Origin of the sequence: Lysinibacillus sp. NPDC093210 (assembly GCF_044753985.1) — a bacterium.
Taxonomy (GTDB): domain Bacteria; phylum Bacillota; class Bacilli; order Bacillales_A; family Planococcaceae; genus Lysinibacillus.
This window is the reverse complement of record NZ_JBIVOE010000001.1, coordinates 736,871-762,631: the sequence shown is the minus strand read 5'-3', so window position 1 is coordinate 762,631 and position 25,761 is coordinate 736,871. Positions and strand designations below refer to the sequence as shown.

27 protein-coding genes and 1 riboswitch are annotated in these 25,761 nt (G+C 38.5%); of the genes, 25 read left to right on the top strand and 2 right to left on the bottom strand.

Going from position 1 to position 25,761, the window contains the following annotated elements:
- Positions 1–31 precede the first annotated feature (31 nt).
- From ACIP9C_RS03800 to ACIP9C_RS03745, 12 genes are all read left to right on the top strand, one after another.
- Positions 32–577 carry an NUDIX domain-containing protein gene (locus ACIP9C_RS03800; protein ID WP_401008752.1) on the top strand — a complete coding sequence of 182 codons (546 nt, stop codon included), beginning with the start codon at positions 32–34 and terminating at the stop codon, positions 575–577.
- A 65-nt stretch (positions 578–642) separates the two neighbouring features.
- Positions 643–1,155 (top strand): hypothetical protein, encoded by a 513-nt coding sequence (locus tag ACIP9C_RS03795; protein WP_401008750.1) that lies wholly within the window; start codon positions 643–645, stop codon positions 1,153–1,155.
- 99 nt (positions 1,156–1,254) lie between these two features.
- Positions 1,255–1,719, top strand: a complete 465-nt coding sequence (gene fur / locus ACIP9C_RS03790) for a ferric iron uptake transcriptional regulator (protein ID WP_340825543.1) — start codon at positions 1,255–1,257, stop codon at positions 1,717–1,719.
- A gap of 175 nt (positions 1,720–1,894) precedes the next feature.
- Positions 1,895–2,797 carry a site-specific tyrosine recombinase XerD gene (xerD, locus tag ACIP9C_RS03785; protein WP_340825542.1) on the top strand — a complete coding sequence of 301 codons (903 nt, stop codon included), beginning with the start codon at positions 1,895–1,897 and terminating at the stop codon, positions 2,795–2,797.
- A gap of 132 nt (positions 2,798–2,929) precedes the next feature.
- Positions 2,930–4,111 (top strand): phosphopentomutase, encoded by a 1,182-nt coding sequence (deoB, locus tag ACIP9C_RS03780; protein ID WP_401008747.1) that lies wholly within the window; start codon positions 2,930–2,932, stop codon positions 4,109–4,111.
- Between the two features lie 13 nt (positions 4,112–4,124).
- A complete protein-coding gene (locus tag ACIP9C_RS03775; RefSeq protein WP_401008745.1) occupies positions 4,125–5,375 on the top strand; it encodes a thymidine phosphorylase in 1,251 nt (416 codons plus the stop codon).
- Positions 5,376–5,807: 432 nt separating this feature from the next.
- Positions 5,808–6,161: an anti-sigma F factor antagonist gene (gene spoIIAA / locus ACIP9C_RS03770; protein WP_024361503.1), complete on the top strand. Its 354-nt coding sequence runs from the start codon at positions 5,808–5,810 to the stop codon at positions 6,159–6,161.
- A complete protein-coding gene (gene spoIIAB / locus ACIP9C_RS03765) occupies positions 6,154–6,594 on the top strand; it encodes an anti-sigma F factor (RefSeq protein WP_173478263.1) in 441 nt (146 codons plus the stop codon). The genes spoIIAA and spoIIAB overlap by 8 nt, the downstream gene beginning before the upstream one ends.
- Positions 6,595–6,604: 10 nt before the next feature.
- Positions 6,605–7,393, top strand: a complete 789-nt coding sequence (locus ACIP9C_RS03760) for a SigF/SigG family RNA polymerase sporulation sigma factor (protein WP_337981793.1) — start codon at positions 6,605–6,607, stop codon at positions 7,391–7,393.
- 15 nt (positions 7,394–7,408) lie between these two features.
- Positions 7,409–8,851: a spore germination protein gene (locus ACIP9C_RS03755; protein WP_401008742.1), complete on the top strand. Its 1,443-nt coding sequence runs from the start codon at positions 7,409–7,411 to the stop codon at positions 8,849–8,851.
- A 223-nt stretch (positions 8,852–9,074) separates the two neighbouring features.
- Entirely contained in the window at positions 9,075–10,394 is a 1,320-nt protein-coding gene (gene lysA / locus ACIP9C_RS03750) for a diaminopimelate decarboxylase (RefSeq protein WP_340825537.1), read from the top strand.
- A 199-nt stretch (positions 10,395–10,593) separates the two neighbouring features.
- Complete coding sequence (locus ACIP9C_RS03745) at positions 10,594–10,965, top strand: GNAT family N-acetyltransferase (RefSeq protein ID WP_340825536.1); 372 nt, start codon at positions 10,594–10,596, stop codon at positions 10,963–10,965.
- On the opposite strand, the gene ACIP9C_RS03740 is transcribed toward ACIP9C_RS03745, so the two are convergent.
- On the bottom strand, positions 10,962–11,465 hold the full coding sequence (locus ACIP9C_RS03740) for a DUF309 domain-containing protein (protein WP_401008740.1): 504 nt from the start codon (positions 11,463–11,465) through the stop codon (positions 10,962–10,964). The two genes, ACIP9C_RS03745 and ACIP9C_RS03740, sit on opposite strands and share 4 nt — an antisense overlap.
- 55 nt (positions 11,466–11,520) lie before the next feature.
- On the opposite strand from ACIP9C_RS03740, the gene ACIP9C_RS03735 reads away from it, so the two are divergent.
- The 12 genes from ACIP9C_RS03735 (at position 11,521) to ACIP9C_RS03680 (ending at position 24,290) form a co-directional block, all read left to right on the top strand.
- Positions 11,521–12,300: a segregation/condensation protein A gene (locus ACIP9C_RS03735; protein WP_401008738.1), complete on the top strand. Its 780-nt coding sequence runs from the start codon at positions 11,521–11,523 to the stop codon at positions 12,298–12,300.
- A complete protein-coding gene (gene scpB / locus ACIP9C_RS03730; RefSeq protein WP_401009172.1) occupies positions 12,272–12,865 on the top strand; it encodes an SMC-Scp complex subunit ScpB in 594 nt (197 codons plus the stop codon). Before ACIP9C_RS03735 ends, scpB begins: the two co-directional genes overlap by 29 nt.
- Before the next feature lie 78 nt (positions 12,866–12,943).
- Positions 12,944–14,014 carry a D-alanyl-D-alanine carboxypeptidase family protein gene (locus ACIP9C_RS03725; protein WP_401008736.1) on the top strand — a complete coding sequence of 357 codons (1,071 nt, stop codon included), beginning with the start codon at positions 12,944–12,946 and terminating at the stop codon, positions 14,012–14,014.
- A 127-nt stretch (positions 14,015–14,141) separates the two neighbouring features.
- Complete coding sequence (locus ACIP9C_RS03720; protein ID WP_401008734.1) at positions 14,142–14,732, top strand: hypothetical protein; 591 nt, start codon at positions 14,142–14,144, stop codon at positions 14,730–14,732.
- Positions 14,733–15,239: 507 nt separating this feature from the next.
- On the top strand, positions 15,240–15,971 hold the full coding sequence (locus ACIP9C_RS03715; RefSeq protein ID WP_401008733.1) for a pseudouridine synthase: 732 nt from the start codon (positions 15,240–15,242) through the stop codon (positions 15,969–15,971).
- Positions 15,972–16,246: 275 nt separating this feature from the next.
- On the top strand, positions 16,247–16,780 hold the full coding sequence (gene resA, locus ACIP9C_RS03710) for a thiol-disulfide oxidoreductase ResA (RefSeq protein ID WP_401008731.1): 534 nt from the start codon (positions 16,247–16,249) through the stop codon (positions 16,778–16,780).
- 13 nt (positions 16,781–16,793) lie between these two features.
- The gene (gene resB, locus ACIP9C_RS03705) at positions 16,794–18,467 is read left to right on the top strand and encodes a cytochrome c biogenesis protein ResB (protein WP_401008729.1); all 1,674 of its coding nucleotides are present in this window, start codon (positions 16,794–16,796) and stop codon (positions 18,465–18,467) included.
- Positions 18,464–19,645 carry a c-type cytochrome biogenesis protein CcsB gene (ccsB, locus tag ACIP9C_RS03700; RefSeq protein WP_401008727.1) on the top strand — a complete coding sequence of 394 codons (1,182 nt, stop codon included), beginning with the start codon at positions 18,464–18,466 and terminating at the stop codon, positions 19,643–19,645. The genes resB and ccsB overlap by 4 nt, the downstream gene beginning before the upstream one ends.
- A 116-nt stretch (positions 19,646–19,761) precedes the next feature.
- Entirely contained in the window at positions 19,762–20,478 is a 717-nt protein-coding gene (locus ACIP9C_RS03695; RefSeq protein ID WP_024361488.1) for a response regulator transcription factor, read from the top strand.
- A complete protein-coding gene (locus ACIP9C_RS03690) occupies positions 20,471–22,246 on the top strand; it encodes an ATP-binding protein (RefSeq protein ID WP_401008724.1) in 1,776 nt (591 codons plus the stop codon). Before ACIP9C_RS03695 ends, ACIP9C_RS03690 begins: the two co-directional genes overlap by 8 nt.
- A gap of 215 nt (positions 22,247–22,461) precedes the next feature.
- A complete protein-coding gene (gene sigX / locus ACIP9C_RS03685) occupies positions 22,462–22,995 on the top strand; it encodes an RNA polymerase sigma factor SigX (protein ID WP_340825524.1) in 534 nt (177 codons plus the stop codon).
- Positions 22,992–24,290: an RNA polymerase subunit sigma gene (locus tag ACIP9C_RS03680; RefSeq protein ID WP_401008722.1), complete on the top strand. Its 1,299-nt coding sequence runs from the start codon at positions 22,992–22,994 to the stop codon at positions 24,288–24,290. Before sigX ends, ACIP9C_RS03680 begins: the two co-directional genes overlap by 4 nt.
- A 19-nt stretch (positions 24,291–24,309) precedes the next feature.
- Here the strand turns inward: ACIP9C_RS03680 and ACIP9C_RS03675 are convergent, their stop codons facing one another.
- Entirely contained in the window at positions 24,310–24,525 is a 216-nt protein-coding gene (locus ACIP9C_RS03675) for a hypothetical protein (RefSeq protein ID WP_401008720.1), read from the bottom strand.
- Positions 24,526–24,639: 114 nt separating this feature from the next.
- Positions 24,640–24,835, top strand: a riboswitch (FMN riboswitch).
- Positions 24,836–25,061: 226 nt separating this feature from the next.
- On the opposite strand from ACIP9C_RS03675, the gene ACIP9C_RS03670 reads away from it, so the two are divergent.
- Entirely contained in the window at positions 25,062–25,649 is a 588-nt protein-coding gene (locus tag ACIP9C_RS03670; protein ID WP_401008718.1) for an ECF transporter S component, read from the top strand.
- Positions 25,650–25,761 lie beyond the last annotated feature (112 nt).

Here is a 25,761-nt window from a genome sequence, read left to right as displayed (position 1 = left end):
CATATCTGAAGAACAAGCGAGGTTATGGGCAATGAAAAAGTTTGAAGAAAAAACGACACAAACGACATCAATTTATGATGGGAAAATCGTTAAGTTACAGGTCGATGATGTCACATTACCAAATGGTAAGTCGGCTAAGCGTGAAATTATTAAGCACCCAGGAGCAGTTGCAATCATTGCCATTACCAACGAAGGCAAGCTCGTTATGGTTGAGCAATATCGTAAAGCGCTTGAGCGTTCTATTGTAGAAATTCCTGCTGGTAAACTTGAAATAGGTGAGGAACCGATCCATACGGCTCGCCGAGAACTAGAAGAAGAGACAGGCTATGGTGCACATCGATTCGAGTATTTACAAGCCTTTGCCACTTCACCAGGCTTTGCGGATGAAGTGATTCATCTATTTGTAGGGACAGATTTATATCAGATTGAAAATAGAGCAGAACTAGATGAAGATGAATTTGTCGAATTACTAGAAGTTTCGTTGGAAGAGGCACAAGCGATGGTCACGGATGGGCGTATATATGACGCGAAGACAGCGTTCGCCGTACTTTGGTTTGCATTGCAACAAGATAAATAAAGTTTAGCATAATAGAAGCGGACGAGCATAAGCTGTACAAACCTTGATAGAAAAGGAGCATGCTAATGTCTCGTACGGTTTCTCTATTTTATCACGCATCAATTGTTGCAGTGAGCTTCGTTTGTGGCGTCATCTGCTTTCATATTATTGGAGGGGCGAATGCAGAGCCTTTTATTTTATTTATAGAACCTCGTTTAGCAGATGTGGACAGGCAATCTATTTTTCGTTTAGTGCTTCCTGTCGCCGCTTCAGTCGGAATTATATTGTTACTTGCTACACATAGTGTCTTGAAAGTTTTAGTACGTGTTACCGTCGCAATGCGCGCAACTTTTTTTGGATTTAGCTCCGTGTTTTTACTGCAAAAACTTGAGGCGTTTTGGCTATATACGATTTGGTGGTTTCCATTTCAGCTTATCTATTGTATATTGTTGCTAGTATTATGTAATTTACTTGTACCCGCCTGGTCGAAGCGAAAAATCGGGAAAAAGATGAATGGACGGACAATTTTGTTGAATTTTATCGCTTTTTTCATCATAATAGTTGCTGAGTTTATCGTAATATCGTATGTACTCAAGTGAAGAAACAGCTAAAAGCATAAATGCATTTGAAATCTAATCACTATCTTGTAATAGGATTTACTCCTTTGGTATAATGAAATGAGTTTAGGGGGGCGTCACATGGAAAGCCGTATTGATCGTATCAAAAAACAGTTGCATAGTGCTAGTTATAAGCTGACGCCGCAGCGAGAAGCAACAGTTGCTGTTTTGCTAGAGCACGAAGAGGACCACTTAAGTGCAGAGGATGTCTATCTTTTAGTAAAAGATAAGGCACCTGAAATTGGTCTGGCTACTGTTTATAGAACATTAGAATTACTAACAGAGCTTAAAATCGTCGACAAAATCAACTTTGGCGATGGCGTATCACGCTATGATTTGCGCCAAGAAGGAGCTGCGCATTTCCACCATCATCTAGTTTGTATCGAGTGCGGTGCTGTAGATGAAATTCAAGAAGATTTACTTGAGGATGTGGAAGCCGTTGTTGAGAAACGTTGGAACTTTATTATAAAAGATCACCGACTAACTTTCCACGGTATTTGCTGGCGTTGTCATGATAAAACCGACGAAACGAATGAAGAACAATAACAAAGAACTGTCTGATGAAATCTTACGTATAGATTGCATTAGGCAGTTTTTTGTTTTTTCATTCGTTTGCTTGGTTTTTCTATTAAACTAGTCAATTCAATTGAAGTGAGCCCTTTCGCACTTTTTTTATAGGCGTGCTAAAATAGAGAATAATTGACAGTGAGGGGGCGTTGTGATGAATGAATTTCAATATGCAATAGAGGATTATATCCATTTTATCCAGGTAGAGCGGCAATTATCCGTTAATACATTAGCATCCTATCGCCGAGACTTAGAAAACTATGTACATTTTTTGCAAGAAGCTGAAGGGATGACTGATTTTCGCCATGTTGAACGGACAACGATATTACGTCATTTAGAGCAACTACGTATGCAAGGGAAGACAAGCCGTACTGTTGCGCGCCATATTTCATCCATTCGTAGTTTCCACCAATTTTTACTTCGAGAAAAGCGAACAGAATCAGATCCAACAGTCCATTTAGAAATGCCAACGATTGAACAAAAACTTCCGAATATCCTTTCAATTGAAGAAATTGAAGCTTTACTGACAGCGCCGAACCGCAGTAAGCCACAAGGTATTCGTGATGTGGCGATGCTAGAGCTGCTATATGGTTCTGGTATGCGTATTAGTGAGCTGATTGCACTTGATTTAGCTGATATTCATTTGACAATGGGCTTTGTACGTGTTTTTGGAAAGGGAGGCAAGGAACGCATCATTCCACTAGGAAAAAGCGCTCTTTCTGCTTTAAGTGTTTATTTAGATGGCGCAAGAGGAACATTACAAGGGAAATATCCAAAAACAGATGCATTTTTTATAAATCAACGTGGAAAACGTTTAACTAGACAAGGTTGTTGGAAATTAATGAAGGAGCACGCATTAAAGGCAGGCATCCAGCATGAGCTTACACCGCATACTTTACGTCATTCTTTTGCTACCCATTTAGTGGAAAATGGAGCTGATTTACGTGCAGTGCAGGAGATGCTAGGTCATGCAGATATTTCTACAACCCAAATTTATACGCATATTAGTAAAACGAGACTTTCTGAGGTATATAAGCAGTACCATCCACGTGCTTAACATAAAAAATAAGTGATGGATAGAGTCTTTTCCCGTATAAAAGAATAAATATTTATCTTAGTCGGATGTCTGACCTTTATCCTTTAGCTTGTTTTTGGTAAAATGGAGTCGTGAGATTAGGAGGCAACAATTATGAATAAACCATTTAAAAAAATCCATGTCGTTGTAATGGATTCAGTTGGGATTGGTGAGGCACCAGACGCAGCTAAATTCGGAGATGTAGGCGCACATACATTAGGCCATATCGCTGAAAAAATGAATGGGCTTACAATGCCCGTTATGGAATCGTTTGGCTTAGCAAATATTGAGCCACTTCAAGGAATGCAAGCAGTAGATGCGCCAAAAGCATACTTCGGTAAAATGCAGGAAGCATCTGTTGGGAAAGACACAATGACAGGTCACTGGGAGATTATGGGTCTTAACATTGATAAACCGTTTAAAGTGTATCCAGAAGGATTCCCTGCTGAACTTATTGAGGAACTTGAACAACGTACAGGTCGAAAAGTACTATGTAATAAGCCAGCAAGTGGCACACAAGTTATTGATGATTTTGGGCAGGAACATATGGACACAGGGGCAATCATTGTCTACACATCTGCTGATCCTGTATTACAAATTGCTGCACATGAAGAAATCATTCCACTTGATGAGCTATATAAAATTTGTGAAATTGCACGTGAGTTAACATTGCAGCCAGAGTACTTAGTAGGGCGCGTTATTGCACGACCATTTATTGGTACACCAGGTAACTTTACGCGTACGCCAAATCGTCATGATTATGCGTTAAAGCCATTTGGTCGCACAACGATGAATTCATTAAAAGATGCAGGATTAGATGTAATCGCTATCGGTAAAATTTCTGATATTTTCAATGGTGAAGGTGTTACTGATGCAGTTCGAACAAAAAATAATATGGACGGTATGGATCAATTTGCAGAGGTTGCACGACGTGATTTCCACGGGATAAGCTTCTTAAATTTAGTAGATTTTGATGCGAATTTTGGACATCGACGTGATCCACTTGGCTATGGCAATGCACTACAAGAATTTGATGCACGCCTTCCTGAAATTTTAGAGGCAATGACAGAAGATGACTTACTTATGATTACAGCTGACCACGGAAATGATCCGACATTCCCTGGCACAGATCATACACGTGAATACGTACCACTAATTATCTATTCACCACGTTTTAAAGGTGGTAGCGAGCTAGCTCTACGTGAGACTTTTGCAGATATTGCCGCAACTGTGGCTGAAAACTTCAATGTAGAAGCACCACCATTCGGTAAAAGTTTCTTAAAAGATTTAAAATAAGGAGGAATTTTCCATGAATATGGTGCAACTATTTGAAAAGAAAAAACAAGGTAAGGAGCTTTCACAGGCAGAAATTCAATACTTTGTTGAAGGTTATACAACAGGTTCTATTCCGGATTATCAGGCAAGCTCTTTGCTAATGGCCATTCGCTTAATTGGCATGACAGATGAAGAAACTTTTTATTTAACGAAGGCTATGATTGAATCTGGAGATGTCATTGATTTAACTTCGATTGAAGGCTTTAAAATTGATAAGCATTCAACAGGTGGTGTCGGTGACAAAGTAACGTTAATCGTAACACCGATTATTGCTTCATTGGGCATTCCAGTGGCGAAGTTTAGTGGTAAAGGCCTAGGTATTACAGGTGGTACAATTGACAAATTAGAATCGATTCGAGGCTTAAAAACAGAGCTGTCTTCACAAGAATTCATTGATAATGTCAATAAACATAAAATTGCAGTAGCTGGTCAAACGGGTAATCTCGTGCCAGCAGACAAAAAACTGTATGCATTGCGAGATGTTACGGGTACTGTCGATTCTATTCCGTTAATTGCTGCGTCTATTATGAGTAAAAAAATTGCGAGTGGCGCAGATGGCATTGTATTAGATGTCAAATGTGGCTCTGGCGCATTTATGAAAACTAAAGAAGAAGCTAAAAAATTAGCTGAGGCAATGACAGCGATTGGTGAAAAACTAGGACGTAAAGTAGTCGCACATATTAGTGATATGGATAATCCACTAGGAAAAATGATTGGTAATAAGCTTGAAGTAGTGGAGGCATATGCCTTACTAAGTGGTCGCTTAGAAGAGACACACGCTGATTTACTTGAAGAGTGCATCATTATTTCTTCACTTATGTATCAGATTGCAGCAGGAGTGGATGAAACAACAGCAGTAGCGGCAGTTAAAAAAGTGTTAGAGGACGGCTCAGCAGTCGCTAAGTTTGAGGAATTTATAGTGGCACAAGGCGGAGATTTAGCGGATATTGTGCAAAATGATACGGCTCATAAGATTGCTGTAACAGCAGCGTCAGAAGGCGTTGTAGAGTCTATTAATGCATTGATGATTGGTGAAGCAAGCGTTAGTCTTGGTGCAGGTCGCTTAACGAAGGAATCCGCACTAGATTATGATGCGGGCATTCAACTAGTAGCGAAAAAAGGTGACCGTGTAACAGCTGGGGAAACGATTGCTTATCTGTATTCAAACAGTGAAATCAATGAGGAAACAGTCGATAAAGTACAGCAAGCTTATACAATTGTTTAAATAAAAATTAGAAGAATACACTAGTTGATGGTAGCGAAGGCGATGACTCCTGTGGGAAGCACGCATCGTAAGACGCAACTGGCGACACGATAGCGAAGGCTGCGGCATACGTGTGCCTGTGGAAAGCGCACGTCGTAGCGTACATCAACGACATCGCAAAAAGTGCGAGATTGACTGAGGTCAATCTCGCACTTTTTTTGTTGTTCAGCAACTATTTTACTAAATAACTACATAAAAAAGCCTCCTACGTAGTTACACTTACAAAAAATATAGACCACGTTTAAAACTTTCTTCTTTATCCCATACTGCACTTAACCTAAAAGCAATAAGAATGTCGATTTTACACTATTTCGAGGGACTTGGCACTAGTTATGTCAACAGCAAGGATTTGTCAGATGGAATGTGGAATTGCACGAGGAGGAGGCGATGTTCATGCATTTTCAATTAGAAATGGTAACAAGAGAGACAGTGGTTATACGTTTATTTGGTGAGCTCGATCATCATGCAGTAGAGCAAATTCGGGCTAAAATTTCTACAGCAATTTTTCAAGGCGCTGTAACGACCATCATTTGGAATTTTGAGCGACTATCGTTTATGGATAGTTCTGGTGTAGGCCTTGTGCTCGGTCGAATGCGTGAATTAGAGGCAGTGGCTGGAAGAACGATTTTATTGAATCCATCGCCGACAATGCGAAAAGTATTTCAATTTTCAGGTTTAGGTCCGTGGATGATGGATGCAACAGAGGAAGAAGCGATTGATCGAGTTAGGGGGATTGTAAATGGATAACGAAATGACATTAACTTTTTTAGCAATTAGCGAAAATGAAGCTTTGGCACGTGTGGCTATTACGGGCTTTATCGCACAATTAGACCCAACAATTGATGAGCTATCAGAATTTAAAACAGTTGTCTCGGAAGCTGTTTCCAATGCGATTATCCACGGTTACGAAGAGGATGGCAAAGGTGTTGTTACAGTTCATGCAAAGCGTGAGGATGATATTGTAACCGTGTCTGTAATGGATAAAGGGGTTGGTATTGCAGATGTGAGTCAAGCAATGGAACCTTTGTTTACAACGAAAAGTGCAATGGAGCGTTCTGGAATGGGCTTTACAATTATGGATAGCTTTTCAGATCAGCTGACAGTAATGTCTCAATGGCAACAAGGTACAACAGTAACGTTTACGAAAAAATTTTACTCGGTTCGCACGGCGGTAATGTGAGGTTGCTATCGTGAAGCCGATAGAACAGTCGTCCGATAAGCTTTTGTCACAGGAGGAAATGCGTGATTTAATTGCGCGTTCACAACAGGGCGACCATGAAGCTCGTAAACGAATGATTGAGGGGAATACGAGACTTGTATGGTCCATCGTCCAACGCTTTACTACAAGGGGCGTGGAGCTCGAAGATTTATTTCAAATTGGCTGTATAGGGCTTATGAAATCTGTAGATAAGTTTGATCTAGCATATGATGTGAAGTTTTCCACATATGCGGTGCCGATGATTATCGGCGAAATACAGCGCTTCTTAAGGGATGATGGCATGGTGAAGGTTAGCCGATCTATTCGTGAGCTCAACTTCAAAATACGCCATGCTACTGATGAATTTATTAAGAACAATGAGCATCCACCGACCATTCAAGATTTAGCACAAGTACTTGGTGTTACGACGGAAGAAATCGTAACTGCATCGGATGCTTTAAGGGATCCTGCTTCCTTACATGAGCAATTGTATGAAAGTGAAGGGGATTCCATTACGTTAATGGACCAAATGAAGGATGAAAAATCTGAGCAACCATTTGAATATATTCCGCTCAAAGAAGTGCTTACAAGATTAGACCCTAGAGAGCAATCCATTATTTATTTACGATATTTTTCAGACTGTACACAAACTGAAATTGCCAACAGGCTTGGCATTTCACAAGTACAAGTTTCTCGTTTAGAGAAAAAGATTTTAGCTCAGTTAAAAAGCTGGATGGCCACGAGTGCCACAGTTGAACATGGAGTAGAAAAAGATATCTAAGAAAATGGTGACACCATGACAAATAAATTATTTAACAGCTTAGAAGAAGCCGAAGATTTTCTTAAAGAGCAATTTGGGGACGGCGAATCATTTGACGTTGGAATTAAGCATTTATTTGTCAAAGATTTGCCGGTTCTTTGTGCATATATTAGTGGACTTGTAGATGGGGAAGCCCTAACTCAGTTACTATCTAGTATGTTACCTGAAGAAGACATCGAAATTGACGATGAAAAAGAATATTTTGAAACACTTTTCAATTTTCATGGACGTTCTGAAGAAACAGAGCGTAAAGCCTATTTGCTCGCCATTTTAAGTGGACAAGTAACATTTGTCACTAAAAGTGGTTACTGTTATGTTGCTGAGCTGCGAAATTACCCAGGGCGATCACCAGAAGAGCCTGATAATGAAAAGGTAATACGTGGTTCAAGGGATGGCTTTACGGAAGGGATTTCGCAAAATACAGCTTTAGTGCGTCGACGCATTCGCAACAGTAATTTACGTTTCGAGCTACATAAAATATCCAAAATCGGTCAAACCGATGTCGCAATTGCGTTTATGAAGGATATTGCAAATGAGGAAATGCTCGATAAATTGCGACAGCGTCTTGGTCAAATTAACCATGATGGTTTGACGATGGCGGATAAATCTCTAGAGGAATGGCTTTTTAAGCAAAAGTTTCACCCAATCCCATTTGTGCGCTATACAGAACGACCCGACATTGTCGCCGCTCATTTATTAGAGGGGCATGTGGCCATCATGGTGGATACTTCACCTTCTGTTATTTTAGTACCTATTACAATTTTTCATTTATTGCAGCATGCTGAAGAATACAGACAAGCGCCAATTGTTGGGACATTCGTTCGTTTTATGCGTTATTTCGGAACGATTATGGGTTTACTATTATTACCATTATGGTATTTGTTTGTAACGAACGAATCGTTATTACCTGATACCTTGTCCTTTTTAGGTAGTCAGGAAAAATCACATATTCCAATATTACTGCAAATTTTAATAGCTGATATAGGGATTGAATTTTTAAGGATGGCCGCCATTCATACCCCTACGCCATTGTCCACTGCCATGGGATTAGTAGCAGGGGTAATCATTGGACAAATCGCGATTGATGTTGGCGTTTTCTCATCGGAAGTTGTGTTATATACAGCAGTGGGAGCGATATTTACATTTATTATTCCATCTTATGAGCTAAGTATTTCCATTAAGCTCTTTAGAATTTTCTTGCTCCTTATGACAGGTATTTGGGGGGCGGATGGATTATTCATTGGGGTATTTATATTATTTACGTATTTATGTTCATTACGTCCGTTACAAGCGCCGTATTTATGGCCGCTCGTACCATTTTTCCCAACAGCGATGCTTCGGGTAATTATCCGTTTCCCAATGACGTCGGATGCATTAAGACCTTTTGTCGTCGATTCCAAACAGCGAAAAAGATCATAGGAGCCGTTGCACTCACTTTTTTCATGTGATAAAGTTCACCTATAGTATTTTGTGATTTTTGCAAAAATTATTTTTGTTAGCATGCCTAAATGGTATGAACAAAGAGCCACTTACATGCTAGTAAAAGATAATACCTCGATAGGATGATTTCAAAAACTAAGTTTTTGGATACACCACGAGGTGCAATGTCACAAAATGGAGACGTGAAAAGGGAGAGATGCAAATGCATTTATATGGAACACAAGCGATTTCTGAAGATGGACATTTAACAATAGGACAAGTAGACACATTAGAGCTTGCAAAAGTATACGGTACACCACTTTTTGTGTACGATACAGCGCTTATTCGTAAGCGTGCACGCAGCTTTATCGATACATTTAAAAAACTAGGTGTAAAGGCAGAAGTAGCTTATGCTTCAAAAGCATTTGCATGTGTAGCGGTGTATCAATTAGCAGCAGAGGAAAATCTATCATTGGATGTTGTCTCTGGAGGGGAGCTATTTACAGCATTAAAAGCTGGATTCCCTGCAGAGCGCATTCACTTCCATGGCAATAATAAAAGTATTGCCGAATTAGAGCTAGCCTTTGACTCAAAAATTGGTTGTATTGTAGTAGATAACTTCTATGAAATTAAGCTTTTAAAAGAAATTTCAGAGCGCCGTCAGCAAAACATGCGTATTTTGTTACGTGTCACACCAGGTGTTGAGGCACATACACATGATTTCATTACGACAGGGCAAGCTGATTCTAAATTTGGCTTTGACTTAAACAATGGCCAAGCAGATGAAGCATTCGAGCAAACATTTAAACATGAATACTTACAGCTTTTGGGCTTACATTGCCATATAGGCTCTCAAATTTTTGATACAGCTGGCTTTGGTTTAGCGGGAGAAAAATTAATCGACAAGATTTCTAACTGGAACAAGACTCACGGTTTTACGTGCACTGTGTTAAACTTAGGTGGGGGCTTTGGTATTCGCTATACAGAAGAAGACGCACCGCTTGAGCCACAAGTATATGTTGAGGATATGATTACAGTTGTGAAAAATAAAGCAACGGTACTTGGGCTAACGATGCCAGAAATCTGGATTGAACCAGGTCGTTCACTGGTTGGCGATGCAGGAACATCACTTTATACAATAGGTTCTCAAAAAACAGTACCAGATGTACGGAACTACATTGCAGTTGATGGTGGAATGAGTGATAATATTCGTCCTGCACTTTACGATGCGAAATACGAGGCGGTCATTGCGAGTAAAGCCAATGCACCAAAAGAAGAAACGTACACTGTAGCTGGAAAACTTTGTGAATCGGGCGATAAATTGATTATCGATGCAAAATTACAAGAAGCAGCTTCAGGTGATGTACTAGCAATCTTCTGTACAGGGGCATATGGCTATTCGATGGCGAGCAACTACAATCGTGTACCACGTCCAGCAGTGGTATTTGTAGAAAATGGACAGCACCAATTAGCCATTAAACGTGAAAGTTATGAAGATATTGTACAAAATGATCTCCCGTTAACGTTAAAAAAGGGTGAATGAATTTGAGAAAAAATAAATGGGTATTATTAGCGTCCATGACGACTTTTATTTTATTGTGGGGCGTTGTCTATTGGGTGTTAGCATCAAAAGGTATTCTCGGCCCTGGTTCGTAAGACAGAAATTGGCTTGCGGTAATAGTACAAATCGTGTAGGATAGTCAAAGATTATGTACAGCTAGAAAAAGAGGGAATAGACAAATATGTTAATTCGATATAAAAAAGCTTTCGAGAAAATAGCGATGGGGCTACTCTCGTTTATGCCTAACGAAAAAGACATTAAAAAGCTCACAGAGACAATCCAATCCTATGAAAATGATGAGAATTGGGTATTATATTTATGGAAAAAGAACGATGAGTATGTTGGTATCGTCGGGCTTGTAGTAGACAATAACACAGCAACTATTCAGCACGTGTCTGTAGTTCCATCTTATAGAGGTGAAGGTGTGGCAAAGGAAATGCTACAAGAAGTAGCAGAACTTGGCCAATACGAACATGTGCGTGCAACGGATGAAACGCGTGAATTTGTTCAAAAATGTATACAATGTAATGAAGAAAAAGCAGACGAAAATTAACGTCTGCTTTTTCTTTGTTTGCTTTCTTGTCGTTCAGCAAGAATATGTGAGCGATCACGGAGCATATGTTTATGAAGAAGATAATCAGAGCTACTTTCCGGTAAAAGTAGTATGCGAGCCGTCACTAAATCATGTAAAGCGGGCATTAGCGGTAATTGAAACGCTTGAAAGGAATTGCCCATTTGAATATTGTTTAGCGTTTCGGTTAATTGTGTGATAAGAATTGTGTAGTCTATTTCATGAAAAAACACATTTCCTTTATTGAGTTGAAAATTATTGAGTGCTTTATGTAGGATTTTGAAAGCACCTGTTGCGTTGCCGCGACGCCAATGATATAAACCTGTTGCTAATTGAACATAACCTACAAGAGGATGATTTTTATTGCCAGGCGCGATGTCCTTCCAATATTCCTCGAGTACTTCATGGCATTCAAAAAAATCCCCATTGCCATTGAAATAGGCACAGTAATCAATAAATAAAGTATGGTGCTGTGGATGCATTTTGGACTCCTTTCCACTATACTAAAAGAACATTGAATATCAGGGTGGTAAAATAATGTCTTATGAAGTAAAATTAGAAGCCTTTTCAGGACCTCTTGATTTATTATTACACTTAATTCACAGATTGGAAATTGATATCTATGATATTCCAATGGCTGAAATTACGCAACAATATATAGATCATATCCATGCGATGCAGGTACTGGAATTAAATGAGGCGAGTGAGTATTTAGTGATGGCTGCTACACTCTTAGCCATTAAAAGTCGTATGCTCTTACCGATTCATGAAGGAGAGCTAGAGGATGCGGAAATTGAAGTCGATGGACCTGACCCTCGTGAGGAACTGGTACAACGTTTAATAGAGTATAAAAAATATAAAGAAGCGGCAGGCAACCTACAGGAGCTTGAATCAGATAGAGCGCAGGTGTTTACAAGACCACCTACAGATTTATCGGGATTGGCATCAGATGAGCAAATGGCGTTGTTCGATATGAATGTCAATATATATGATATGCTTGGTGCCTTCCAAAAGCTGATGCGCAGAAAAAAATTAAAAAAGCCATTGAAAACAACTATCACGAGGCAGGAACGCTCAGTTAAAGATCAAATGCGTTCTGTTGTGAATTCCTTACGTTCCACAGGTGGACGTGCATCATTTTTCGAGCTTTTTCCCTATGAAGATAAACCAACACTGATTTTAACGTTTCTATCACTGCTTGAACTGATGAAACGTCAGATTGTCATTGTAGAGCAAGACGGTAATTTTGAAGAACTAACGGTCACATTACAGAAGGAGGAATGGGATGATGACGAAAACAATGATCCTACAAAGTAGAATTGAAGCTTTATTATTTGTTGTGGGAGATGATGGCTTAACGATTAAGCAATTAGCACACTTACTTGGTGACGCAGAAGAAGTTGTTGCACAAGCTATGGATGCATTACGTACAGCATTTGACGATGATGAAAATAGAGGAATTACAATTAAAGAAATGGCTGGTGTTTACCAGTTAATTACAAAGCCAGAGCTTGCAGATACGATTCAAAAATTAGTGGAGAATCCAACTGCACAATCATTGTCTCAGGCATCCTTAGAAGTATTGGCAATAGTGGCCTATAAACAACCTATTACAAGGGTGGCAATTGAAGATTTACGAGGCGTAAAATGTGAACGTCCACTGCAAACACTCGCTTCCAGAGGGCTAGTGAAAGAGGTTGGCCGTTCAGAGGGAACTGGACGTGCTATTTTATATGGCACAACAAAAGAGTTCTTAAATTACTTTGGTTTAAATAGTATTGAAGAAATGCCTCCATTACCTGAGGAGGAAAATGGAGATACAGAGCAAGAAACGGATTTATTTATGACCAAATTCCAAGAAACTTTTAACGGCGTTAAGTAATGGAGGAAATGTGCTAGTCGCTTTCCTTTTTAGTTTAATAGTTATACTTATCTATCACTTATAATAAGGAGTGGCTTGTTGCTACGGTTACTACGAGTAATGTTGTTCATGATAGTAGTTGGAATTTTAGTTTTTCCACAAAATGGTTTAGCAAGAGGCGGAAGCGGATATGTTGTGTTAGACGGCGACACAGGTCGCGTGTTATCAGGTACTAATAGTGATGCAAGGCTCCCAATTGCGAGCTTAACAAAAATTTGGACAGCTCTCGTCGCTATTGAAAACAGTGATCTTCAAGATGAAGTAGTAATTTCTCCAAGGGCTGCAATGGCTGAAGGTTCGTCGATCTATTTGCAAGCTGGTGAGACAGTAACAGTTGAAACCTTGCTCTATGGCTTAATGCTCCGATCTGGCAATGATGCTGCAACTGCATTAGCTGAACATGCAGGCGGTTCAGTGGAAGGCTTTGTCAAATTAATGAATGAACGAGCTGTTATTGCTGGACTCACAAATACAGTTTTTATGAACCCGTCTGGCTTGCATCATGACGAGCATTTATCTTCTGCAAGAGATACAGCTGAGATGCTGAGATTAGCGCTCCAAAATAAAACCTTTGAAAAAATAGCATCTACTGTCCTTTATCGTGCCAATACAGAAAACGGCATGCTATGGGAAAATAAACACCGCTTATTACGAGAAGGCTCAGGAGTCGCAGCGGATGTAGATGATGAAACGGAGCAACCTGTAAGTTCGTTAAAATCAGCAACGGGTACTGCTTTTGCTGGAAAGACAGGTTTTACAAAGGTTGCTGGAAGAACATTGGCAACTGCTTTTCATAAAGATGGGCAAACATGTATTGTTGTCACTTTAAATGAATCGGATGACTGGAATATCCATCGAGGGTTAGCAAATGAGGTTTGGCAAAATTATAATTTGGAGACTGTTGTGAAAAAGGGGAAATACAATGTCAACGATAAATTAGCTATCCGTTTAGAGCAACCAATTCAATTGCAATTAAACAAAGAAGAAAAAAAGACAGTTAGGCAAGTACTTCAAGTGTCCAGAAAAAGAAAGGAAGCCGTACTTTCGATATTTATTGGGGAAGAGCGTATTTATGCAACGCCTGTTAAAGTAGAATCAGCGGATCGTTAAAAGCGATGCGCTGATTTTTTATAATGAATAATATGGAGTATTGTTTACTAGAAACTATTTTATATTTATTGTAAATGGTGTAAAATAATGAGAGTTATAATATGGAAGCATTAGGAGGTATACTATTATGGCTACTAGTGAAAATAACCGTAAGCAAACTCAAATCGCTATTATCATTATTTTATTTCTTTCAAGCTTTACAGCACCATTTATTTTGCTATTTCCCATTCAAGAGCTTCTTTACCGACCGCACGAATATTACCTTTTTGAGACCATTTTTAAAGCCTATATTATATTGATGTTTGTTTTAATTGCGATGGCAATAATTTTATTAATAAATTTATTGATTACTCCCACTACAAAAAAGGGGAGAAATGTCCAACGAACAATTGTTGGTACATCATGGCTGCTCGTTCTTGCGATTTTATTTTTATGTATCAATCATTATCAAATTATTGATGAAAAAGGATTACATACGAATAATTTTTTTAGTTTGCAAGAAGACTCGACAAGCTGGGAAGAGATTGTTAAGGTTGAACAAACCAATGTGGAGAAAGATGGCGTTACTAAACCAGATAAGCTTATTTTCACATTGAACGATGGTTCAACAATCGAACAATCTTTAACGGCGAAGTTAGCAATAGCGAAGGCCTTTATTAATTATGAATTAAGTAAAAATGGTATTACAATCGAAAATGTATATAGTGAAAATGAATAATTAAAAAAGCTGCCTAAAGAGGGCAGCTTTTTTAATTAGGTTATAAAATACGGAGAAATTGTTTGAGTGCCTGACACTTCGAATGAACTTCCTAAGTCGTAAAAATTCACTACACTTTCCGCACGGACATCGTAAGCCAAAACCCCTGTTTGCGTGCGTTCTCGCAAAAGTCTACGTGGATTTTTACTTGGGTAGCCCTAATTGATAGTGCTGTGAAAATTCAGAATTGTTTGGGTGCCTGGCACTTTATAAAATATCTTTACTAAATGCGATTTGCATTTTGTTGATTGGTCTATATTAGAAATAAATAGCAAACATCGATAAATCTTTATGTTACGCAAAGTTAAATAATCGATAAACTAGCAAATAATACACTATTTAGAATTATCGTATTACTAGTACAAAATTAGTTTCTCTTTTATATTACACAAAAGTATGACATAATTTTCACAGATTGACGGGAAAAATAACCTTAAAAAGGTTACATTTTTAACTAGAGGTGAAAGAATGGAAAGATTACAAAAAGTTATTGCTTATGCAGGTGTCGCTTCAAGGCGTAAAGCAGAGCAATTGATTGTAGAAGGTAAAGTAAAGGTAAACGGTGTTGTTGTACGTGAGCTAGGAACAAAAGTTTCCAACTCGGATACAATTGAAGTAGAAGGTGTCAAACTTGAGAAAGAAGATAAAGTCTACTACTTACTTTATAAACCCCGTGGAACAATTTCTGCTGTAACAGATGATAAAGGACGCAAAACTGTCACAGATTTATTTAAGCATATTCCGCAACGTATTTTCCCTGTGGGTCGTCTAGATTATGATACATCTGGATTATTATTACTGACAAATGATGGAGAGTTTTCTTATATGTTGACGCATCCGAAATTTAAAATTGATAAAACGTACATTGCGCGAGTAAAAGGTATACCTACAATTGAGGGTCTAAAAAAGCTACAACGTGGTATTAAACTAGAAGATGGCAAAACAGCACCAGCAAAAGTGAGTATGACTTCTTTTGATGAGCAAGCGGGCAAGGCGATTTGTGAAATTACTATTCACGAAGGACGCAATCGCCAAGTACGTCGTATGTTTGAGGCAATCGGTACACCAGTAGTTAAACTGAAACGTGAACGTTTTGCGTTTTTAGATTTATATGGCCTAACACCAGGAGAATACCGTGAATTGTCGAAACATGAAGTCAAGCAATTGCGTGTGTTAGCTGAAACGGGACAACTCGGCTAGACTGACATTAGTGATGGAAGGTGAACATACCGTTATACGTATAATGAGTTTTTCACTTTCCTCGTGTGAAAACGTTCATAAATCATTCATAATTAATAACTAAGTTAATTTGTATCATTTTGCTATAATAGGTGAGAATAGTACACCAGTTTTAAATTTATCCAGCAGACGCTGAACAAAGTAAGTCTCGGGGAGATATAACAGATGTTTCATGTACGTATGCGAAATATCGACATAATTACCTCGAGGCGTATTTGAGTAGGGGGTTTATTAACTTGGAGAAAAAGAAAAAACGTCTTGTAACCCGTACCATTATTTTAGTTATTTTGGCGCTTGCCATAGGGTACACTGTTTACGGGACAGCGACAAAGGATAAGGTAGAGTTAGTAGCAGTTGGCTCTGAGGCACCGAACTTCACGTTAGTAGATTTAAATGGAGAGAAACACAAACTGTCTGATTATAGAGGGCAGGGGGTATTTTTGAATTTCTGGGGAACTTGGTGTAAGCCATGTGAGAAGGAAATGCCAGCAATGAACAGCCAGTATCAAGTCTTTAAAGACCTAGGAGTTCAAACATTGGCTGTCAATATTGCACAAACAGATTTTGAAGTACAAAATTTTGTCGATAAGTACGATCTTACATTTCCTGTAGTAATTGACAAAACAAAAAGTGTTATGACTGCCTATAATGTTGGGAATTTACCTGCAACTGTTTTAATTGATCCAGATGGTAAGGTAGTTAAGATTACGACTGGAGAAATGACAGAGGCGAATATCGCTTCTTACATGGAATTAATAAAGCCAAAATGAGGGGTAATTGACGATGGAGAATATCATTTGTGCTTGTGGACATAGTAATCCGTTTGGCACGAAGCTCTGTGAGAAATGTGGTCGTCCTTTAACCGAAGAAGAAAAACAAAATAAAGTTGTCGATATGCGCTATGATGGTACGGCTATTCGTTCAAAAACGTATAACAAAACAATTGTCGATAAAATTTGGAATTTTTTCTCTAGTGTTAAAGTTGGAATCGCTTTAATTATTATCACATTAATAGCAGCTTCAATCGGAACTTTATTACCGCAAGAGTTTTACGTAAAAGCTTCTGACATTGAAAAAGGAGCATATTACGAGGATGTTTATGGTGTTGTAGGGAAAATTTATTATACATTAGGTCTTTCAGATTTATATAGCTCTTGGTGGTTCCAAATATTAGTTGGGATGCTTGCGGTATCGATTATTGTTGCAAGTCTTGACCGTGGTATACCACTTTATAAATCATTGAAAAATCAACGAGTAAAGCGCCATGAAAGCTTTATGAAGCGCCAACGTATTGTTGCGGAAGGACAAGTAACTGAAAGTCCTGAAGAGATGCTTAATAAAGTTGAAAAGAAAATGACTGAGATGAAATATAATGTTCGTCGAGATGGAAGTGCTTTGTTAGCAGAAAAAGGGCGTTTCGCTCGTTACGGTCCGTACATAAATCATGTAGGCCTCATTATCTTTTTAGCAGGGGTTATGTTGCGTTTAGTTCCTGGTTTTTATGTCGATGAATCGATATGGGTACGTGAAGGTGAAACGCGTGCAATAACTGGCATGGAAGGTTATTTTATTGAAAATCATGAATTTATTTTAGAAACACATGATAATACACCACAAGGTGAACAGCTGAAACAAGGCGTGAACGTTGTTGCGAAAAACTTCCAAACTAATGTTACGTTATACAAACAGCCTGAAGATGCAATTGCTGGTGATACGGATAATCTAGAAAAGGTTAGAGATTATTCAATTCGAGTTAACCATCCGTTAAAAGAAGAAGGCTACGCATTATATCAAATGGATTATCGTCTAAATGAATTGAAGCAAATGAATTTTGAACTAGTAAATAAAACAACCGAGCAATCACTTGGTAAAGTAGAAATCGATTTAACAAACCCTAAAAAGGACTATGATTTAGGAAATGGTACATCTGTTAAACTACTTGTCTACACGCCAGACTTCTCTGGTTTTGAAAATGGTGTACCGCAAACTGCGACGTCCGTTCCTAATAATCCAGCATTTCTATTTAAAATGACGACACCAGAAACACCAGAGGGTGAAACAAGCTTTGTTGCTATTAAACAAACACTAGAGCCGCTAGGCGAAAATCAATACAAAATGAAATTTGCAAGTGTGGAAACACGAGATATGTCAGGCTTTACGATACGTAAAGACCGTACAATCCCTATTTTATTTGTTGGTGGTATTATTTTCATGATTGGCGTTGCGATTGGTTCATATTGGAATCACCGTCGTCTTTGGTTACAAGTAGAGCCAGATGGTAAATTACTGATGGCTGCCCACGTAAACAAAAATATGTTTAGCATGAAAAAAGATTTAGATGCCGTGACTGCATTTGCTGGTCTACCACAATATAATGACCAGTTAGATACGGCAGAAGAGGACGAAAAGTCCACAAGCCTTGGCAATAATAAAAAGGAAGGTGACAACACCTTATGAGTTTGATTAACTTAAGTGGGAATCTATTATTTGTTGCATTTGTAGCCTATCTAGTAGCAACCTTATTATTTGGCGGTGCGATTAAACAATCCAATGCTTCGGGAAAAAATACCGATAAATGGGGTAAACTTGCTATTACAGTAACGATTGTAGGTTTTCTTGCACAACTTGGTTATTTTATTACACGTTGGATTCATACAGGGCACGCTCCTGTAAGTAATATGTTTGAATTTACAACTGCTTTCGGGATGTTTATCGTTGCAGCATTCATTTTAATCTACTTTATTTATCGTCTGACAGCATTAGGATTTGTAGCGTTACCTGTAGCGCTTTTAATTATTGCATATGCGTCGATGTTCCCGAGCGAAGTAAGTCCATTAGTACCTTCATTACAAAGTTATTGGTTAACAATTCACGTTATAACAGCTGCAATGGGTCAATCTATTTTAGCAATTAGTGCAGTTGCAGGTTTAATTTACTTATTAAAAGTTGTTGATTTAAAGAAGCCTTCTAAGCAACGTTTCTGGCTTGAAGCCGTTATGTACTGTTTAGTTGTTGTAATTGGCTTTGTTGTCGTTTCATCTACATTTAGTGCTATGGGTTACGAATCAAAATACACGTATCTTGATAAAGAAGGTGTATCTCGTCAAATTACTTATAATTTGCCACCGATTTTTGGCATGCACGATTATGAGGCAGTTGAGGAACATGGCATGTCTCCATTAGTAGAAATGCCTGCACTCATTAATGCGAAAAAATTAACAACAGTTGTTTGGTCATTACTAGTAGGGTCATTACTATACTTATTAATTCGTCTTATTGCACGTCGTCGAATTAGCGCATTATTCCAGCCGCTTGTTAAACGTGTAAATCTGCAATTATTAGATGAAATTGGTTATCGATCTGTTATTATTGGTTTCCCTGTTTTCACGTTAGGTGCACTCATCTTTGCGATGATTTGGGCACAACTTGCGTGGAGTCGTTTCTGGGGATGGGACCCGAAAGAAGTATGGGCCCTTATTACATGGTTATTCTATGCAGCATTCCTACATCTACGTCTATCTAAGGGCTGGGAAGGTGAAAAATCTGCTTGGTTAGCACTAATTGGTTTTGGTATTATTTTATTTAACCTAATAGCTGTTAACTTAATTCTTGCAGGTTTACACTCCTACGCGTAACAATGGGAAACGAAAAGCCTTTTCGCTGCGGCGAAAGGGCTTTCTTTTCTTTTCAAGACGTTGTGTACCATGTACAATAGAGGGTAGAGAAAGTTTGGAAGAGAGGGATCGTGAAAGTGTCAGAGAATATTTCAGTATTAGTAGTAGACGATGAGGATCGTATTCGCCGCTTATTAAAAATGTATTTGGAGCGCGAAGGGTACCAAGTCGACGAAGCAGAGAATGGTGAAGAAGCGATCGAAAAATCTTTAGAAAAAGAGTATCACTGTATTTTACTAGATATTATGATGCCTGAAAAAGATGGGCTAGAAGTTTGTGCAGAAATTAGAGAACGTGCTGCAACTCCAATTATTTTATTAACTGCAAAAGGTGAGGAAGCAAACCGTGTACAAGGCTTCGAGCTTGGGGCAGATGATTATATTGTTAAGCCTTTTAGTCCACGCGAGGTAGTGCTACGTGTAAAAGCCATTTTACGCCGCTCACAAGCATTTTCACCTACAACAAATGCATCTTCATCGAAAGATTTAGTGGTATTCCAACACTTGATGATTGACCATGATGCACACCGTGTAACTGCAGAGGGAATAGAAGTAAATTTAACACCGAAAGAGTATGAATTATTGTATTTCCTTGCAAAATCTCCAGACAAAGTATTTGACCGTGAACAATTACTAAAAGAGGTTTGGCATTACGATTTCTTTGGGGATCTACGTACAGTAGATACACATGTTAAGCGATTACGTGAGAAGCTTAATCGTGTATCAGAAAACGCTGCAAAAATGATTGTCACTGTTTGGGGCGTTGGCTACAAATTTGAGGTTGTCAATGAATAGAATATGGAACAGTGTTGTCGGGAAGCTATGGGTAACCATATTGCTTCTCGTTTCATTTGTATTATTTGTTTTCACGGTTTTAATGCTCGAATTTCTTCAAAACTATCATATGCAGCAAGCTGAGATTTCATTGCGTCAAACGGCTGCAACAATAGCGAGTATAGTGGATGACAATGAAACAGCAGAATCGACATCGCAACTATTAACAGATATTTTACCGGATGGTACCAATGCGCTTATCGCCATCAATCATCTAGAAGTAACATTTGCAATGCAAGAAGGCGTTAATAAAAAAGAAATTCAAGGCGCTATTTTAGCAAATAAAGCATTCCATGAAGTTTTCAAATCAGATGATCCTATTATTAAGGAAATGATGATGCCATCCTCTACCGATAAAGAAAAAATGGAATCATATGTCGTATTAGGTTTCCCGCTAAACGTGGAAAATGAAGTGCATGGAGCGGTCTTTATTTACCAAAGTCCAGATGCGTTACATAAAACGTCCAAAGAGACAACGAAAATTGTCTTTTTAGCGGCATTCATTGCCTTTGTGTTAACGACATTCTTTGCATTTTTCCTTTCATCACGTATTACTTCACCACTACGAAAAATGCGCGAGCTAGCCTTTGAAATTGCAAAAGGGAATTTCGAGGCAAAAATGCCGACAACGCAGAACGATGAAATTGGACAGCTTGCGGTTGCATTCAATCAAATGGGGCGCCAGTTAAAGCACAATTTAGAGGTAATCAATCAAGAAAATGAGCAATTATCCAATATTTTAACTTCTATGACTGACGCTGTTATCACGTTTAATCGGGATCGTACTATTTTACTCAGCAATCCACCTGCGGAACGATTAATGCAAAAATGGTTTGTCAACAAAGGCTCGCAAAGTGCCAAGCCTATTCCACCTGAGCTATATCATATGCTAGATCATGTACTAATGTTTGAAGATAAGCTGGAAGAAGAAATAGAGATGGATGGAAATTATTATACATTTACGATTAGCCCGCTCTATAGTGGGGAATTGATACGAGGAGCTGTTGCTGTTATCCGTGATATGACAGAACAGCATCGTCTAGAAAAGCTTCGCTCAGACTTTATTGCCAATGTATCACATGAACTACGGACACCTATTTCAATGCTTCAGGGCTACTCAGAAGCGCTAATGGATGATGATTTTATACAAGATCAAGAAGAACGCAATGAGATTACTAAAATTATTTATGATGAATCAAAGCGTATGGGACGTTTAGTTACAGATTTATTAGATTTAGCACGCATGGAATCTGGACATATGACATTATACAAAGATGAAGTACCGATTAATGCAACATTTGAGCGCATTACCCAAAAATTTGCGCAAGTAGCAAAAGAGAAGCATGTTCAGCTCCTTTTTAATAGTGAGTTTGATGAAGATACGGTAATAAGCATGGATGAGGATCGTATTGAACAAGTGTTAACGAATTTAGTTGATAATGCACTGCGTCATACAGATGAAGGTTCTGTCTTTGTAAAAGTAGAGAAGGAGCCGACATTTGCTAAAATCTCTGTTCAGGATACAGGACATGGTATACCACAGGAAGATTTACCATATGTTTTTGAGCGTTTTTATAAGGCAGATAAAGCGCGTACACGTTCTAAAGGGGGAACTGGTTTAGGGCTTGCTATTGCTCGAAACATTGTAAAGGCGCATTCCGGAAACATTATGGTCGATAGTGTATTAAAAGAAGGAACAACCTTTACTTTCTATTTACCCTTCGACTAACTTTGTCCGTTAGAAGCCCATTGATTTGAAAAGTCATAAATAAAGGCTACAGGCGGCTAGCATTTTAGATGACTTAATGCCAATGCCTGTAAGCTGATAGCATGTAGTTTTAGTGCAGATATTGGCACTTAGCAAAATTTTGAGTAAATCATAATTAAGATGTAACTTGTGCGAGCGTTAGACGACAAATACTATGAGAACGGGGGTGGAGTGCTTTGAATGACTCCGTGTTCCATCGATTATACGATTCATACCATCAAGACGTGTTCCAGTTTCTTATTTATCTAGTAAAAAATCGTACACTTGCTGAGGATCTATCACATGAGGTGTACGTTCGTGTTCTGCGATCGTATGAACAATTCGCAGGAAATAGCAGTGAAAAAACATGGCTTTTTGCTATTGCTAAAAATGTCGCAATAGATCATTTTAGAAAGCAGGCAGTGCGCAAAAAACATTCGCTCGATTTTTTTGACTGGGAAACGGAACAACTACATTCAACCACACCATCACCGGAAGATATGCTACAGGCCAGTGATGAATTAATGCAAATAGAGTCTGCACTTGAAAATTGTACAGGGGATCAAAAAATGGTTATTATTATGCGCTTTTTCCAAGATTTATCGATTGCTGAAACAGCGCAGATACTTGATTGGACAGAAGCAAAGGTTAAGACGACGCAACATCGAGCCATTAAGTTTTTAAGGCAACAGCTACAACAGGTTAGGGAACAGGAGGCGAAAAGGCAATGACTCATAAACAATTTGACGACGATGAACAACTAGAACAAATGTTGAAGAATGCCCCGAAGCTGACTGATGACCGTTCGAAAGAAGAAGTGTTGAAACGATTGCTTGCAGATGCACGTCTGCAAGATAATATACATCTTCAAGAAGCAATGCAACAACCAACAGATTCAAAAGTGCTTGAAGAGCAAGAGCAGTCTTTTGCTACTCACGAGAATGAAAGCATCAAGCCAATGAAACAGCGTAAAAAGAGTAAGTTACCTATTCTTAGTAGTATTGCAGCTGTTTTTGTACTATCAATAGTAGGGTACGTGTTTTTATCAAATAATAATCCAGTTAAGGATGAAGCAAACGCCCCTCCTGAAAATTTTTCTACGATGCAAGAGGATCGAGCTATTCAAGAAAGTGAAAATGCAGATGGTGTGATGAAAGCGAATATCGGTGCCGAACATGCACGAATGCTATCACTTCGGACATCCGTTTACGAAGACGATTTAGCAGATGCAGTAGTATTTAAAATCGGCTTACCAGGTGGCAATGCTGATAGCATACCAATGACCTATATAATCCCGAACGAGAAATTATCGGCTGATTTTGGAAAGCAAAAGCCGACAACTCTACAAATGTATGAAAAATACGCACCACAAATTGATGAGGAAGCGCTTGGTTTTGCTAATTATCATCCATACAAAGGTGAGTTAAAAGAAGAGGGTGAGACGCTAGTTCATGTCTTACCTAAAAAAAATGATTACGATGTAGCTTCAGCTTCCGTAACAAAATATTTAAGTTCATTAAAAGATACTTTTTCCGACTCTGAATATAAAGCGATATCGGTAAAAAATGCAGATGGTACTCCTTATGAATTTTCGCAGGTTGGTGAGCCAAGTGAGCCTATGCAGTTAACGAAAGATAATCATTACAACTATTATTTATATACAGAAGAAAATGGGACTGAATATTTATCGCCCGACTTCCACCAAACATACCCTACTGTTACAGAGGCACTTATTGCCATGCGTGATAAAAAAGATGATATATATGTACCCGTCATCCCTGAAAATGTAACGTACACAGTGAAAGAAGAAGAGGGGGGTGTTGTCATCACATTTGACGCACCTCTGGATTTGATGACAATGGATGCTGTGCGGGCAACGCAATTAATAGAGGCCATGATGCTGACAGCTTCAAGCTTTGATAAAAAGCTACGCTTAGATAACGTCGTACAGGATAGTTGGGAAGGTTTTGATTTAACAAATTTTTTACCGATACCTGTAGGTGCAAATAAACAAACTATGCAGTAACAAAAAAAACAGCTAGCTTTTATGAGGTAGCTGTTTTTTTTATGAGTTGTTTCCGTATTAGAATACTGGTGGAAACGCGGAAATCTGGTGTTGAAACGCGGAATTCAAGCTCTGAAGCGCGGAATCCTAATGGTGAAACGCGGAATCCAAGCTCTAAAACGCGGAATTCTAATGGTGAAACGCGGAATCCGTCGCTCGTGGCTTGAATTTGAATAACTTGAACTCGAAAATCCACTGGCCCTTTTGGAGAAGCATTCATTAAAACATACAAATTTAATCGGAATTTTTTAAGCAGAAGTATTTACTTTTGTGAGATAAAACATTATAGTTAATTTATAAAATAATATTGATTCATCTTCGGGGCAGGGTGAAAATCCCGACCGGCGGTAATAGAGTTGTAAATCGCTAGTGTACTACAAACTACATTAGCTCGTAAGATTTACTACATGGCTCTTCAGCCCGCGACCTGTGCAAAGATTTTTTTGCATGGCTGACTTGGTGCGATTCCAAGGCCGACAGTATAGTCTGGATGGGAGAAGATGAAGGTACGATCGTCATTCGTTGTTACGAATTAAGCTATGTGCGAGCGTTTTTTTTAGTGTGTCTATAGATTGCACTGTTTGCACAAAAAAAGCTAGTAATGGCGCTATTTAATCATGCCTTTTCTCCCTTATGCTGATGTGCATAAGGGTTTTTTCGTGAAAAAACAATCGATTACGTCGTAACCTTTCTTCTTGCAAGATTGAATCAGCAAAGAGGAGAGAGTTTTCAATGAAGAAAAATATCAAACTTCAATCGTTTATTACGATTGGTATGCTAAGTAGTATTTCATTTTTATTAATGCTTTTTAATTTCCCAATTCCGCCGTTCCCAGCATTTTTAGAGGTGGATTTCAGTGATATGCCTGCTTTACTTGCAGCCATCACAATGGGGCCAGTTGCGGGTATTTTAGTAGAACTATTTAAAAATATATTGGATTGGATTTTCTCGGGTACACCTACAGGGGTTCCAGTTGGGCATATTGCAAACTTTGTGACAGGTATATTATTTATTTTACCAGTATCATTTGTTTTTAACCGTTTTAAAACAATTGCGGGTCTTGTTGGAGGTTTGGCAACAGGAACAATTGTTATGGCAGTAGGAATGAGCTTTTTAAATTACGCAGTATTTTTACCGATGTACACTTATTTCTTAGGTATGGAGCCAGTAGTTGGCGATTCATTATATAAAATGATTATTGCAGGTATTTTGCCATTTAATATCGTTAAAGGTGTGCTATTAACGGCGATTATGGCGTTACTGTTCACAACGATGCGTAGATGGATTGAACAACAACGTACGATGTATTTATCGAAATAATAAATTAAGCCTCGAGTTTATTCATACTCGGGGTTTTTTATTTATAGATCTAATAGCATGCTGGAATCTTCAGGAATTGACTAGTCTAAATTACTATTTTAATGTACAATTA